Here is a 14,201-nt window from a genome sequence, read left to right as displayed (position 1 = left end):
CCGTCGGTCCGGCCCCGGGATTGCCGGATGGCCAGTCGGCTCGGCTCGCCTGGTCCGTCCCACGCACGGGGTGGGTGCGAGGCGCCGGACAACAGGCGTGATGGAAACAGCTCGGCGCTCCGGCAAGCACCCTTCACCCAGCACGTTACCCAGTGGGTCACACATCTGCGAAACCCCATCTGACCTGCGATTTTGCTTGGATTTCCAAGTAAGCCGTTGGTTGGATTTCCTAGTATCGCGAAGTAAGACGAAGCGTCGCAGGTCACAGCTGTGCGACGGGTCCTGGGTCTCAGCCTGGCAGGGGGCCGGAACACCGGCACGTTATCCCGGTCACCCCACGATCATCTAGGGCGCGGCCAAGGTTGATATGTGAGACTGAAGCCGTGCGCGAAGATGGAAAAATCCGTGTATTTCTGCTCGACGACCACGAAGTGGTCCGCCGCGGCGTCCATGAGCTGCTGTCGGTCGAGGACGACATCGAGGTGGTCGGAGAGGCCGGAACGGCCGCCGACGCCCTGGTGCGCATCCCCGCGACCCGGCCCGACGTGGCGGTGCTGGACGTGCGCCTGCCGGACGGCAGCGGGGTCGAGGTGTGCCGGGAGATCCGCTCCCAGGACGAGTCGGTCAAGTGCCTGATGCTGACGTCGTTCGCGGACGACGAGGCACTCTTCGACGCGATCATGGCCGGCGCCTCCGGATACGTACTGAAGGCGATCCGCGGCAATGAGCTGCTCTCCGCCGTACGGGACGTCGCCGCCGGCAAGTCGCTGCTCGACCCGGTCGCCACGGCCCGCGTCCTGGAGCGGCTGCGCGACGGCGGCCGCAAGAGCGACGACAAGCTCTCCGGCCTCACCGACCAGGAGCGCAAGATCCTCGACCTGATCGGCGAGGGCCTGACGAACCGGGTCATCGGCGAGCGTCTGCACCTCGCCGAGAAGACCATCAAGAACTATGTGTCCAGCCTGCTGTCGAAGCTCGGCATGGAGCGCCGCTCCCAGGCGGCCGCATACGTGGCCCGTATGCACGCCGAAAAGCGCTGACGCCTCGTCGTGACGGCCGGCGGGTTACTCGCCGCCGGTGTCGCCCCCGATGACACCGCCGGCGTCCTCGGTGGGCGGCGGGCTGTTCTCGCCGCCTCCGGGGGACGTCTCGGTCGGAGTCGGCTCGTCCGTCGGGTCGTCCGTCGGGTCGTCCGTCGGCTGGTCCGATGTCGGCTGGTCCGTCGGCTGGTCGGACTGCGTCGGCGTCGGGTTCGTGGTGGTGGGCTGCTGCGTCGGCGTGTAGCCGGTGTCGCCGCCCGTGCTCGTGCCCGGCTCCTCCGTCGCACTCTGCGACGCGTCGTCGTCGGCCGACTTGCTGGGCTTTGACGTCTTCTCGGACTTGGTGGCGCTCGGCGACTTCTTGTTACCGGGGTCCTTGTCGCCGTCGCCGCCGCTGCTGAGCGCCCAGGCGACGCCCACCGCGATCGCGATCACCGCGAGCACGGCGACGATCCACAGCTTGCCGCGGCCGCCTCCGCCGCCGCCCTTCCCGTTCCCGTCGAAACCGCCGTCGTCGCCGCCCGGCGGACGCAGCATCGGCTGCTGGGCCGTGCCGTTGTCACCGGGGTGCTGCATCGCCGTGGTGGCCGCGACACCCATCGCGGGCGTCGAGCCGCCCTCGTGCGCGTCGACGGGGCCGGTGTTCCAGGTGCCGGTGTGGCCACCCTGCTCGTACAGCATCTGCAGGCTGTACTGGACGAGCCCGCGCATCTCCTCGGCCGTCTGGAACCGGTCGTCCGGGTCCTTGGCGAGCGAGCGCATGACGAGGCCGTTCAGCTCCGGCGGCACCTCGTCCGTGACCTCGGAGGGCAGCAGGGGGGTGTCCTGGACGTGCTGGTAGACCACGGACAGCGGGGTCTCACCGGTGAACGGCGGGCGCAGTGCGAGAAGTTCGTAGAGCAGGCAGCCGACGGCGTACAGGTCGGAGCGGTGGTCGACGGCCTTGCCGAGGGCCTGCTCGGGCGAGAGGTACTGCGGGGTGCCCATGACCATGCCGGTCTGCGTCATGGTCGACTGCGCGCCGTGCAGGGCGCGCGCGATGCCGAAGTCCATCACCTTCACCGCGCCGGTGTTGGTGATGATCACGTTCGCGGGCTTGATGTCGCGGTGCACGATGCCGTGCTGGTGCGAGTACGCGAGCGCTTCCAGGACACCCGAGACGATGATCAGGGCCTGCTCGGCACCCGGCGCCTCCGCGCTGAGCAGGAGGTCGCGGATGGTGCGGCCCTCGACCAGCTCCATGACGATGTACGGGACCGTGCTCCCGGCGACGACGTCCTCGCCGGAGTCGTAGACCGCCACGACCGCGTGGTGGTTGAGCCCCGCGACCGACTGTGCCTCGCGGGTGAAGCGGGCCTTGGAGACCGGGTCCTCGGCGAGGTCGGAACGGAGCAGCTTGACGGCGACCTGGCGCCCGAGACGTACGTCCTCGGCGGCGAACACCTCCGCCATGCCGCCCCGGCCGAGTCTGCCGGTGAGGCGGTACCGCCCATCCCCAACGAGCCCGCCGTTACCCCACATCTCCGGCATATCTGACATACCGCCGCCAGTCGCCTCGGGGTCGGACGGGCCCTGAGCGCGCTGCTGCTGTGCCATCAGTCCTCGCCGTCGTTTCTGTCCATGCTTATCTGGGCTGCCGGATCCATGCTTCGGAGTACGTGCGGTTGCGAAATACCGACTCCGTCGGGCCACGCTACAGGCATCGGCCATGTCGCTGTTCCGAGATGGACCGGACATCCAACCCGTTGCCGTGCAGGCCTTGCAAATCGTGAGCGGGATATTTGCAGGCGGCCGATGACGATTCCGTGATCACTTGGGGCGATCGGCACCTGTCGTCGTGGCCAAGTTCACGCACGCGTAGGGGCCCGCCATGGGACGGGCCCCTACGTGTGTATCTGTTGACCTGTGTGTTGACCAGAGGTCCTGTGTGTTGACTAGAGGTACGGGCCGCCGGAGCGGCCGCCCGCGCGCGGGTCCTCGTCCTCCTCGTCGCCGCCGACCCCGGGCGGCAGAGCCCGGCGCATCTGCTCGAGCTGGGCGCGCGCCGCCATCTGCTGGGCGAACAACGTCGTCTGGATGCCGTGGAAGAGCCCCTCGAGCCAGCCGACCAGCTGGGCCTGCGCGATGCGCAGCTCGGCGTCGCTCGGGGTCGCCTCCTCCGTGAAAGGCAGGGAGAGCCGCTCGAGTTCCTCGACGAGTTCGGGGGCGAGACCGTCCTCGAGCTCCTTGACCGAACTGGAGTGGATCTCCTTGAGGCGCTGCCGGCTCGCTTCGTCCAGGGGAGCCGCGCGCACCTCTTCGAGCAGCTGCTTGATCATGCTGCCGATGCGCATCACCTTGGCGGGCTGTTCCACCATGTCGGTCACCGGGATCTCGCGGGACTCGTCGCCGCCACCGCCGCCAAGCGCCATGCCGTCCTGGCCCACGACCAGGACCTGCGGGTTCTCCGGCGACTGTTCGTTCCTCGGCATCTCCATGCCGCCATTCTCTCGTACGTCGCTGTCACATCTCGGTGGTGCCCCCGTGAGGAGCTGATCCACCGTGTCGGGCGGGCCAAAATCCGGCGTGCCTGTTTTATCCCTCTATGTGAGGCTAAGCACAAGCATCTGGACGAACGGGAGCGGAAGGGGGCTGGGGATGCGGCGGCTTCGGTGGGTGGCCGGGCTTCTCTTCTCCGTACTGCTGCCCCTGGCGGCGCCGGTGTCCCCGTCGTACGCGGCAGGGGCTACGTCGTACGTCGCCGGGCCTTCGTACGTGGCCGGGCCTTCGTCGTACGTCGCCGGGGCCTCTTCGTACGCTGCCCGGCCCGCGTCCGCTGCCCGGCCCGCTTCGTACGTCGCCGAGTTCCAGGCGTACGTCGCCGAGCCCTCGCCGCACGGGTCCCTCGCGGGGAGCCGGGCGGGCGTGGGCCGGACCCCGCCGGGGCGCGAGCTTCCCACTCCTGACGCCACCGGGGCCGCCGTGCTGCCCCCGGCCCCCACCGAGCCCCCGCCCGCCGTGTCGCAGGAACCGCGCCCCGAGCGGCCCACCCCCGAGCGGCAGGCCGTCGGCGAGCCCGGGACCGGGCCCTTGGTGAACGTGCTGCCGCTGGGGGCAGGACTGCTGCTCACGGGGCTCGGCCTCGGGCTCCTGGCGCTGCGACTGCGCCGGTGATCCAGGTCCCGCCGAGGGTTACGCGTTGGTGAGCAGGACCTTGCCGATGTGACCGGACTCCTCCAGGACCCGGTGGCCCTGCGCGGCGTCGCTCATCGGCAGCGTGTGGTCCACGATCGGCCGCACATGGCCGCCCTCGATCAGCGGCCACACGTGCTCGCGCACGGCCGCGACGATCGCCGCCTTCTCGGCCGTCGGGCGGGCCCGCAGCGTGGTCGCGGTGATGGCGCCGCGCTTTCCGAGCAAAGTGGCGATGTTGAGCTCGCCCTTCACCCCGCCCTGCATCCCGATGATGGCGAGCCGGCCATTGGTGGCGAGGGCGTCGACGTTGCGGTTCAGGTACTTGGCGCCCATGTTGTCGAGGATGACGTCCGCGCCGGCCCCGTCCGTGGCGTTCTTGATCTCTTCCACGAAGTCCTGCTCGCGGTAGTTGATGAGGATGTCCGCGCCGAGCTCCGCACAGAAGTCGAGCTTCTCCTTCGTGCCGGCCGTGACCGCGACCTTGGCGCCGACCGCCTTCGCGAGCTGGATCGCCATCGTGCCGATGCCACTGGAGCCGCCGTGCACGAGGAAGGTCTCGCCGGGCCGCAGATGGGCGATCATGAAGACGTTGGACCAGACGGTGCAGGTCACCTCGGGCAGCGCGGTGGCCGTGACCAGGTCGAGGCCCTGCGGCACCGGGAGAAGCTGCCCCGCGGGGACGGCGACCTTCTCGGCGTAGCCGCCGCCCACGAGCAGCGCACACACCTCGTCGCCGACCGACCAGCCGGAGACGCCGGCGCCGAGCGCGACGATCCGGCCGGCGCACTCCAGGCCGGGGTAGGGGGAGGAGCCGGACGGCGGACTGTAGAAGCCCTGCCGCTGGAGCAGATCGGCGCGGTTGACGGCGCTGGAGACCACCTCGACCAGGACCTCGCCCTCGCCGGGTACGGGATCGGGCACCTCCGTCCAGACAAGCGCCTCGGGTCCGCCGGGTTCCGGGATCGTGATCGCATACATGGCCGCGAGGCTACTCCCGCGGATCAGCCACGTGGAGATCATCCACCTCGCGGAAAGCATCGGCGTAGCGGAGGGGCCGGCTTCGCGGACGGGATCAGCTTCGCGGAGGGCATCGGCCTCGCGAACGGGGTCCCCCTCGCGAAGGGCATCGGCCTCGCAGACGGGGCCCCTCGCGGAGGCGACCAGCCTTGCGGACGGGCTCTCCCTCCCGGAGGGCATCTCGCGGACGGGATCAGCTTCGCGGACGGCGTATCCCTCGCAGAGGGCATCCGCCTCGCAGAGGCAAACAGCTTCGCGGAAGCGATCCCCCTCGCGGACGGAGTCTCCCTCCGGAGGGCATCCGCCTCGCGAACGGGATCCCCTCGCGGAGAGGGCCAGCCACACGGACAGGATCTCCCTCCCGGAGGGCATCTCGCGGACGGGATCAGCTTCGCGGACGGCGTATCCCTCGCAGAGGGCATCGGCCTTGCGGAGGCGATCCGCCTCGCGGACGGGCCCCCTCGCGCAGGGCATCGGCTTCGCGGAGGCGGTCAGTTTCGGGGGGTGGGCTTCATGTCCGGGGCCAGTTGGGTCATGGGCGTGACGCGGGTGATCGTGATGAGGCGGTCCGTCAGCTTGAGCGAGCCGACGGCCGAATCGTCGTAGCCGAGTACCCGGTGCCCACGGATGACGCTGACGACCAGGTCCTCCGTCTCCTTCGGCTGAAGCCCGACCTCCGCCTTGGTCACCGGGCGTTCGACCAGGTCGAGGCCGGAGCCCTTCTGGATGAGGTCCTCCATGACCATGCCCGCGTGCGGGCTGAGCACCGAGAGGCCGAGCAGCCGCCCCGCCGCACTGGCACTGGTGATCACGGCGTCGGCGCCGGACTGGCGCAGCAGCGGCGCGTTCTCCTCCTCACGGACCGCGGCGACGATCTTCGCCCCACGGTTCAACTGCCGTGCGGTGAGCGTCACCAGGACCGCCGTATCGTCTCGCTGCGTCGCGATGATGATCTTCCGGGCCCGCTGCACCTCGGCCTGCAAAAGGACCGAACTGCGCGTGGCATCGCCCGTCACGCCCGCGTATCCATGGGCGTTGGCGCTCTCGACGACCTTGGGGCTGGGGTCGACCACGACCACCTGCTCGGGCTTCAGGCCACTCGCGCAGACGGTCTCCACGGCGCTGCGACCCTTGGTTCCGAAGCCGACGACGACAGTGTGGTCACGCAAGGTGGACCTCCAGCGTTTCAGGCGCCATTCCTCCCGCGTCCGCTCGGTGAGGACTTCGAGCGTCGTGCCGACCAGGATGATCAGGAAGAGCACACGCAGCGGCGTGATGACGAAGATATTGGTGAACCGCGCCGCGTCACTGACCGGCGTGATGTCGCCGTATCCCGTGGTGGAGAGCGTGACGGTCGCGTAGTAGAACGAGTCGAGCAGGTCGACATGGCCATCTGAGTTGTCGTTGTAGCCGTCTCGGTCGATCCACACGATCAGCGCGGTGACGACGAGCACGGTGAGCGCTATCAGCACGCGCCGAGCCACTTGGAGGAGCGGACGCTCGACGACCTGCCGAGGGAGTTTCACCCGGTAGGTCGCGGTCCGCTCGTCCTCTTGGCGTGCGATGGCGTCATCGCCGGCCAGTTTCACGTGAAACACCCTTCGTTTCCCGCCGGGTTGAGGCCGGGCAGACCGGGGTTCCACGACCACGGCAGGTCGAGGATCTCCACCTCCTGGCCCTCCTTGGCGCCGCCGGGCGGGATGACGGCGAGCCCATCGGCGGCCGCGATACCGCGCAGCATGGCCGGACCGTTGTAGTGCAGCGGCACCGCCCACTCGTGCCCACTGCCGTCGTCCTGCCGCAGCACGATGGGGATGAGACGGGTGTCGTGTGGGTGGCCGGGAGCGGGGGTGTGCAGGGGGGCGGTGTACGCGTCCGCGGTACGGCCCACGTCCAACTGCCGCCGCCCATCCTGGACTTGCCGCTGCGCGGAGCTGTGCGTCTGGTCCTGCGCCCGGCCCGAGAGCACCCGGAGCAGCGGTTCGGCGAGCGTGGCCAGGCCGGAGACGGCGGCCAGGGGGTTGCCGGGGAGCCCGACGAGGTGCTGCCCCTCCTTGAGCCGGGCCAGCAGCATCGGGTGGCCGGGGCGGACGGCGACCCCGTCGACGAGGAGTTCGGCGTCGAGGGCGCGCAGGGTGGGGTGCACGTGGTCGACGGGTCCGAACGCGGTGCCGCCAGTGGTCACAACCAGGTCGGTACCGGCCTCTCGTACCGCCTTGAGCAGCGCCTTCGCATCGTCACCGAGCCGGCGTACGGCGGTCACCTCGACGCCGAGCGCGCGCAGCCAGTGCGGGAGCATCGGGCCGAGCGCGTCCCGGATGAGGCCCTCGCGGGGGAGGCCGGAGGTGAGCAACTCATCGCCGAGGATCAGCACTTCGACCGTCGGGCGCGTGACGACGGTCACGGTGTCGTACCCCGCGGCGGCGGCAAGACCGAGGACGGCCGGGGTGACGAGGGCGCCCGCGGGCAGCAGCAGCTCGCCGCTGCGGCACTCCTGGCCGCGCGGGCGGATGTCCTGGCCATGGACGACCTCGCGCAGCGGGTGCAGCTGGCCGCCCGCGTCGATGTGGCCGTGCTCGCTGCGGATGACGGCGGTGGCGTCCGAGGGGACACGGGCTCCGGTCGCGATCGCCGCGGCCTCGCCGTCGGCCAGCGGGGCGGGCGGCTCGTGCCCGGCGAGCAGCCCTTCGCCGCCCACGGCCCAGGGGCCCGGGCCTGCGACGACCCAGCCGTCCATCGCCGAGGTGTCGAAGGACGGCAGGTCCGTCAGGGCGGTCAACGGGGCGGCGAGGACCAGGCCGAGCGCCTGGTCGAGCGGGACGCTTCGCGCTCCGCGGGGTCCGCGTTCGGCCCGTGCCGCGGTGCGGCGGGCAGCGGCCCAGGAGGTCGCGGCGGGGCGGGAGGTGTGGCGGGGCGACGAGGCGGCGGTGGGCGGGGCGGAGGTGCCGGGGCCGGGGGACGTGGGGGCTGTGGGGCCCGTGGCCTCTGGGGCGGACGGTTCCGGGCGTCGGGCGGCGGGCCGGTTGTCGTTCGCCAGGGCGATCGCCTCGTCCACGTCGACGTCCATCGGGTCGATGCCCACCGGGGCGGTCTGCGCGGACCGCCCGCTGTGGGCGCTCATCCCGCGTCCGGCTGGGAATCGGTCTCCGGCTCGGAACCGGAACCCGGCTCGGATTCGGCCTCTTGCGCCCAGCGGTTGGCCAGCTCGGCCGCCTTCGCCGCGGCCGATGCCACGGCTTCGGGCCCGCCCCCTGCCTGCGCCGCCGCGTATCCCACGAGGAACGTCGTCAGCGGCGCCGCGGGGCGCGCGACGCCGTGCGCGGCGTCCCGGGCGAGGTCGAGCAGAACGCCCGTGTCGACGTCCAGGTCGATACCCAGTTCGTTCTTGGCTGCGGTGATCCATTCGTCAAGCACTCGTCCATGCTCCCTGATACGTGACCGGGCGGCGGCGATGTCGTCCCAGGTGTCGCAGTCGAACGACGCGACGGGGTCGGTGATGCGGATGAGGCTGAGGTTACGGGTGAGCAGACGCAGCGGCAGTCCATTGAGGTCACCGTGCTCGGCGGCGAGTTCGCCGAGCACGCGGTGAAGCGCCGCGTACCGGTAGGCGGCGACAAGCGGCTGGTCACGGCCGTCACCGTCGGCCAACAGGGCGCCGTCGACGCCGCTGACGGCCTCACTGCCGAGGGCGTCGCTGTCGAGGGCGTCGCTGTCGAGAGCATCGAGCAGCGCTCGTACCGTGTGCTCCCCCAGGAACGGCAGATCGGCGGAGAGCACAAGAACGCTCTCCGCCTCGGAGCCGACTGCCGCGACTCCCGCCCGCAGCGCGGCCAGCGGCCCCCCACCCGGCGGCTCCTCGCGGGCCCAGACGACGGGGCGCGCGGTGCGCCGCGGCTCGGCGACCACGACGGTGGTGCGGGCCCCCACGCACGCGTGCAGGACCCGGTCGAGCAGCGCGCGACCGCCGATCCGCACACCGGGCTTGTCCGCGCCGCCGAGCCGGCGCGCGCCGCCCCCGGCGAGGACGATGGCGTCGTACGCGTTCATCCCCCGAGTATGGGCTCACGGGCGATCATTGCCACCAGGCGGGCGGGCGATCCTTGCCATCTGGCCCACCGGGCCGCCCGGTCACAGGGTGCGCAGCAGCACCGCCGGTTGTTCCACGCAGTCCGCGACGTACCGCAGGAAGCCGCCCGCCGTGCCGCCGTCGCACACCCGGTGGTCGAAGGTGAGCGAGAGCTGGACGACCTGGCGGACCGCCAACTCCCCTTCGTGCACCCAGGGCTTGGCGGCTATTCGGCCGACGCCGAGCATGGCCGCCTCGGGGTGGTTGATGATCGGCGTGGAGCCGTCGACACCGAACACCCCGTAGTTGTTCAACGTGAAGGTGCCGCCGGTGAGTTCCGCGGGCGACAGCTTCCCGGCCCGTGCCGCGTCGGTGAGCCGGGCGAACTCGGCGCTCAGTGATTCGGCTCCGCGCGCGTGGGCGTCCCGTACGACGGGCACGACCAGGCCGCGGTCGGTCTGCGCGGCGAACCCGAGGTGCACCTCGTCGAGCCGGACGAGCTCGCGTCGCTCGGTGTCGACCTTGGCGTTCAGCTCCGGGTAGCGGGCCAGGGCCGCGGTGCAGATGCGGGCCAGGAGCGCGAGCACGGAGATCTTCGGCCCGCCTGCGTAATTCATCGCCACGCGTGCGTGCATGAGTTCCGTGGCGTCGGCGTCCACCCAGCAGGTCGCGTCGGGTATCTCGCGCCGACTGCGGGACATCTTGTCCGCCACGGCCCCACGAATGCCGCGCAGAGGGGTGCGGTGCTCCTGCCGGGGAGCGGCGGGGGTGGGGGCGGGGGTGCGCCCAGGCGCGGCGGTCGCCTCGGCGGCGGCGGTCGCCGCGCTCGCCGCGTTTTCCACGTCTCCCCTGAGGATGAGCCCGTCTGGGCCGGATCCGGTCAGCTCTCTGAGGTCCACGCCGCGCTCACGGGCGAGCTTGCGGACGAGCGGGGAGATCACCGGGACCGGCCCCTGGGCCCTCGGAGCACTCTCCGGTGACGGTGCGACGGGCACGCTGTCCAGCGGCGCGGGCCGCACCCGCCTGCGCCGGGTCGGCGCGGTGGCGGTCCCGTACCCCACCAGCACGTTCCCCGAGCCCTCGGCCTTCTCCGTCTTCGTGGGCTCCTCGGCGGCAGCGGCCGGGGCCGACGCGGGGACGTCCGAAAGCGGCACGTCCGAAGACGACCGCGCGCCCACCGCCACCATCAACAACGGCGCCCCGACCGGCAGTTCGCTGCCCTCGTCGCCGAAGCGGGCCGTGACCACGCCGCCGTACGGGCACGGCACCTCGATCATCGCCTTGGCGGTCTCCACCTCGACGACGGGCTGGTCGACGGCGACGACGTCACCGACTCCCACCAGCCACTGCACGATCTCCGCCTCGGTGAGTCCCTCCCCGAGGTCGGGCAGCTTGAACTCGAGCACCTGCGCCATTACCCCACCCTCCCTCACTGATCCCATTGCAGCCGGGCCACCGCGTCCAGTACCCGGTCCACTCCGGGCAGATGGTGCCGCTCCAGCATGGGCGGCGGATACGGAATGTCGAAACCGGCCACCCGCAGCACCGGCGCCTCCAAATGGTGGAAGCAACGCTCGGTCACGCGCGCGGCGATCTCCCCGCCGGGCCCGCCGAAGCCGCCCGACTCGTGCACGACGATCGCGCGTCCCGTGCGCCGGACGGACTCGGTGACCGTCGCGTCGTCGAACGGGACCAGCGAGCGCAGGTCGACCACTTCAAGATCCCACCCCTCCCCTCGAGCCGCCTCGGCCGCCTCCAGACAGACGGGGACGGACGGGCCGTACGTGATCAGCGTGGCACTGGTGCCGGGGCGGCGAACCACTGCCGTACCTATCGGAAGAACGTCTTCCGGCGCCTCGGGGTTCCACGAATCCCTCGCCCAATAAAGGCGCTTGGGTTCCAGGAAGACGACCGGGTCGTCGGAGGCGATGGACTGCCGCAGCAGCCCGTACGCGTCCGCGACCGTGGCCGGCGTGACGACGGTCAGGCCCGGCGTCGCCATGTAGTACGCCTCGGAGGAGTCACTGTGGTGCTCCACACCGCCGATCCCGCCGCCGTACGGCACCCGCACGGTGATGGGCAGCGGCATGGCGCCGCGCGTCCGGTTGCGCATCCGCGCGACGTGCGAGATCAGTTGCTCGAAGGCGGGGTACGCGAACGCGTCGAACTGCATCTCCACGACCGGGCGCAAGCCGTACATCGCCATGCCCACGGCGGCGCCGAGGATGCCCGCCTCGGCGAGCGGCGTGTCCGTGCAGCGGTCCTCGCCGAACTCCTTCGCGAGCCCGTCGGTGATCCGGAAGACGCCGCCCAGGGTGCCCACGTCCTCGCCCATGACGTGCACGGCCGGGTCCTCGGCCATGGAGTCGCGCAGCGCGCGCCCGAGGGCCTGCGCCATGGTGGCGGGCTTGGTTCTGGGCGGCCTGGCCACAGTGGTCATGCCTGCTCCCCTTCCGCCTCGGCGTCCAGCTCGGCCCGCAACAGCGCCGCCTGCTCACTCAGTTGGGGGGTCTGCTCGGCGTACACGTCACCGAACAGGTCCATCGGGTCGAGGGCGGGGTCCTGGTTCATCCGCGCGCGCAGCTCGGCCGCCTGTTCCTCCGCGCCGTCGCGCACGGCCTGGACACCGGCCTCGTCGATGAGGCCGCGGCCGGTCAACTCCCGCTCCAGGAGCAGGATCGGGTCGTGCGCGCGCCACATCTCGACCTCGGCGTCGCTGCGGTAGCGGGTCGCGTCGTCGGCGTTCGTGTGCGCGTCCATCCGGTACGTGACGGCCTCGACCAGCGTCGGACCACCGCCCTCACGCGCGCGGGTGACGGCGTCGGTCAGCACCTCGTGCAGAGCCGCCGCGTCGTTCCCGTCGACCAGGCGGCCCGGCATCCCGTACCCGACGGCCTTGTGGGCCAGGGACGGCGCCGCGGTCTGCTTGGCCAGCGGCACGGAGATGGCGAACCCGTTGTTCTGCACGAGGAAGACGACCGGCGCCTGCCACACGGCGGCGAAGTTCAGCGCCTCGTGGAAGTCGCCCTCACTGGTGCCGCCGTCGCCGACCATGGCGAGCGCCACCACATCGTCGCCCTTGAGTTGCGCGGCATGTGCGAGGCCCACGGCGTGCGGGAGCTGCGTCGCGAGCGGGGTGCAGAGCGGCGCGATGTGGTGCTCGCGCGGGTCGTATCCGGTGTGCCAGTCGCCCCGCAACAGGGTCAGGGCCTGTACGGGGTCGAGGCCGCGGGCGACGGCGGCGAGGGTGTCGCGGTAGCTGGGAAAGAGCCAGTCCCGCTCCTCGAGGACCAGCGCCGCGGCGACCTCGGCGGCCTCCTGGCCGACCGTCGAGGGGTACACGGCGAGGCGGCCCTGCTTGGTCAGCGCGGTCGCCTGCACGTTGTACCTGCGGCCGCGCACCACCTCCGTGTACAGGCGGCGCAGCAGCTCGGGGTCGACGCGGGCGGCGGCGTCGGTGCCCAGGACCCGGTGGGGCTCGGCGTCGGGCAGCAGCGGCGCGGGGTCCGTGCGGGGCTGCCAGGCGGGCGGCGGCACAGGCCTGCCGCGCGTGTCCCGCTGGTCCATGACCGTCATGACGGCACCTCCTCGGGGGAGCGGCTCGGACGGCGCGTCGTGTGATGCGCCTCACCTACCGATTGTTCGGTCGACGGCACATTTTGGCTACAGGCACCTCCAGGCTGTGGACAATCGGTTCTCCACAGCCTGAGATGAATGCAGTACGTCCATGGTAAGGAGGCGGGGGCGGATGGCATCTGAACAAATGGCCGACGGCTCCGGGAGCCCGGTCCAGGACCCCGCGGCCCGCCCGCTGGACGCGATCGACCGGGACATCCTGCAGCTGCTGCTGAAGGACGGGCGGGCGTCGATACGCTCCGTCGCCGAGCAGGTCCATGTGTCCCGGGCGAACGCCTACGCGCGGATCAACCGCCTCATCGAGGACCGCGTGATCCGCGGTTTCGGCGCCCGCGTCAACCACGAGCGGGCCGGGCAGGGCGCCTCCGCCTACATCACGCTCAAGATCGTCCAGAACACCTGGCGGACCGTGCGGGAGCAGCTGCGCCGGCTGCCGGAGGCCTCGCACATCGCACTGGTCAGCGGCGATTTCGACGTCCTGATCCTGGTGCACACGCAGGACAACAGGGCCCTGCGCGACCTGGTCCTCACCAAGCTCCAGTCAATCCCCGAGGTGCTGAGCACGCGCACGCTGCTGGTCTTCGACGAGGAAGACCTCGAAGGGAGCGCGCCCGACTCCTGAGGGCTCCCGAGGACTCTCAGGGGGTCAGCCGGCCTTGCGCAGCCCCTGGAAGACCAGCTCGACCACGGCGTCCGCCACTTCACGGTCGCCGAGCCCGCCGCCGTCCGGCCGGTACCACTCCACCAGCGAGTTGATCATCCCGAAGACGAGCCGCGTGGCGAGCCGCACCTCGATGTCACCGCGTACCTCCCCGTCGGCCGCGGCCGCCCTGAGCAGCTGGGCGACCTGGTGGTCGAACTCCCTGCGCCGCTCCATGGCCCACCGCTCGGTGTCGGTGTTGCCACGCACCCTCAACAGAAGGGTCACGTAGGGCAGTTCACCGGTGAGCACCTCGACCATGCGCCGTGTGACGTACTCCAGGCGCTCGATCGCGTGCCCCGCGCGCGCGGGTTGCTCGTCGAGGATCGCGAAGAGGCCGTCGAGCGCGCGGCTCACGGCGCGGCGCAGCAGCTCCTCCTTGCCCGTCACATGGTGGTAGATCGACGACTTGGAGATGCCGGCCGCCTTGGACAGGTGCTCCATGGATGTGCCGTCGTAGCCGCGCTCGTTGAAGACGGTGACCGCGACCGCGAGCAGGCTGTCGGGCGTGTAGGTGTCGCGGCGCGCACCCGTGTCCCGTCGTGCGGTGGTCATGCGGAGCCCTCTC

13 protein-coding genes are annotated in these 14,201 nt (G+C 71.2%); 3 read left to right on the top strand and 10 right to left on the bottom strand.

Annotated features, from left to right (window positions below):
- The first annotated feature begins 383 nt into the window (after positions 1–383).
- Complete coding sequence (locus ACWD2L_RS07620) at positions 384–1,040, top strand: response regulator transcription factor (protein ID WP_351337238.1); 657 nt, start codon at positions 384–386, stop codon at positions 1,038–1,040.
- Positions 1,041–1,064: 24 nt separating this feature from the next.
- Here ACWD2L_RS07620 and ACWD2L_RS07615 read toward each other — a convergent pair whose 3' ends face one another.
- Both ACWD2L_RS07615 and ACWD2L_RS07610 read right to left on the bottom strand, forming a co-directional pair.
- Positions 1,065–2,636: a protein kinase domain-containing protein gene (locus tag ACWD2L_RS07615; RefSeq protein WP_351337241.1), complete on the bottom strand. Its 1,572-nt coding sequence runs from the start codon at positions 2,634–2,636 to the stop codon at positions 1,065–1,067.
- A gap of 338 nt (positions 2,637–2,974) precedes the next feature.
- Positions 2,975–3,517: a bacterial proteasome activator family protein gene (locus ACWD2L_RS07610; protein WP_351337244.1), complete on the bottom strand. Its 543-nt coding sequence runs from the start codon at positions 3,515–3,517 to the stop codon at positions 2,975–2,977.
- Positions 3,518–3,677: 160 nt separating this feature from the next.
- Between ACWD2L_RS07610 and ACWD2L_RS07605 the strand changes: the two genes are divergently transcribed.
- Entirely contained in the window at positions 3,678–4,193 is a 516-nt protein-coding gene (locus ACWD2L_RS07605; protein ID WP_351337247.1) for a hypothetical protein, read from the top strand.
- An 18-nt stretch (positions 4,194–4,211) separates the two neighbouring features.
- On the opposite strand, the gene ACWD2L_RS07600 is transcribed toward ACWD2L_RS07605, so the two are convergent.
- The 7 genes from ACWD2L_RS07600 to pdhA form a co-directional block, all read right to left on the bottom strand.
- Positions 4,212–5,192 carry an NAD(P)H-quinone oxidoreductase gene (locus ACWD2L_RS07600; protein ID WP_351337250.1) on the bottom strand — a complete coding sequence of 327 codons (981 nt, stop codon included), beginning with the start codon at positions 5,190–5,192 and terminating at the stop codon, positions 4,212–4,214.
- Between the two features lie 530 nt (positions 5,193–5,722).
- On the bottom strand, positions 5,723–6,820 hold the full coding sequence (locus ACWD2L_RS07595; RefSeq protein WP_351337252.1) for a potassium channel family protein: 1,098 nt from the start codon (positions 6,818–6,820) through the stop codon (positions 5,723–5,725).
- On the bottom strand, positions 6,817–8,352 hold the full coding sequence (locus ACWD2L_RS07590; protein WP_351337253.1) for a molybdopterin molybdotransferase MoeA: 1,536 nt from the start codon (positions 8,350–8,352) through the stop codon (positions 6,817–6,819). The genes ACWD2L_RS07595 and ACWD2L_RS07590 overlap by 4 nt, the downstream gene beginning before the upstream one ends.
- The gene (locus ACWD2L_RS07585; RefSeq protein ID WP_351337256.1) at positions 8,349–9,278 is read right to left on the bottom strand and encodes a DUF6457 domain-containing protein; all 930 of its coding nucleotides are present in this window, start codon (positions 9,276–9,278) and stop codon (positions 8,349–8,351) included. Before ACWD2L_RS07585 ends, ACWD2L_RS07590 begins: the two co-directional genes overlap by 4 nt.
- Before the next feature lie 81 nt (positions 9,279–9,359).
- Positions 9,360–10,712, bottom strand: coding sequence for a dihydrolipoamide acetyltransferase family protein (locus ACWD2L_RS07580; protein WP_351337259.1), 1,353 nt, complete (start codon positions 10,710–10,712; stop codon positions 9,360–9,362).
- 14 nt (positions 10,713–10,726) lie between these two features.
- Positions 10,727–11,737: an alpha-ketoacid dehydrogenase subunit beta gene (locus ACWD2L_RS07575; protein ID WP_351337262.1), complete on the bottom strand. Its 1,011-nt coding sequence runs from the start codon at positions 11,735–11,737 to the stop codon at positions 10,727–10,729.
- Positions 11,734–12,873, bottom strand: coding sequence for a pyruvate dehydrogenase (acetyl-transferring) E1 component subunit alpha (gene pdhA, locus ACWD2L_RS07570; RefSeq protein WP_351337265.1), 1,140 nt, complete (start codon positions 12,871–12,873; stop codon positions 11,734–11,736). Before pdhA ends, ACWD2L_RS07575 begins: the two co-directional genes overlap by 4 nt.
- A 172-nt stretch (positions 12,874–13,045) precedes the next feature.
- Here pdhA and ACWD2L_RS07565 point away from each other — a divergent pair, with 172 nt between their 5' ends.
- On the top strand, positions 13,046–13,555 hold the full coding sequence (locus ACWD2L_RS07565; protein WP_351337266.1) for an Lrp/AsnC family transcriptional regulator: 510 nt from the start codon (positions 13,046–13,048) through the stop codon (positions 13,553–13,555).
- Between the two features lie 24 nt (positions 13,556–13,579).
- On the opposite strand, the gene ACWD2L_RS07560 is transcribed toward ACWD2L_RS07565, so the two are convergent.
- On the bottom strand, positions 13,580–14,188 hold the full coding sequence (locus ACWD2L_RS07560) for a TetR/AcrR family transcriptional regulator (protein WP_351337269.1): 609 nt from the start codon (positions 14,186–14,188) through the stop codon (positions 13,580–13,582).
- Between the last annotated feature and the right edge of the window lie 13 nt (positions 14,189–14,201).

This window comes from Streptomyces sp. NPDC002754 (genome assembly GCF_053592315.1).
The sequence above is the reverse complement of the archived record's forward strand: the minus strand, read 5'-3'. Positions and strand labels throughout refer to the sequence as shown.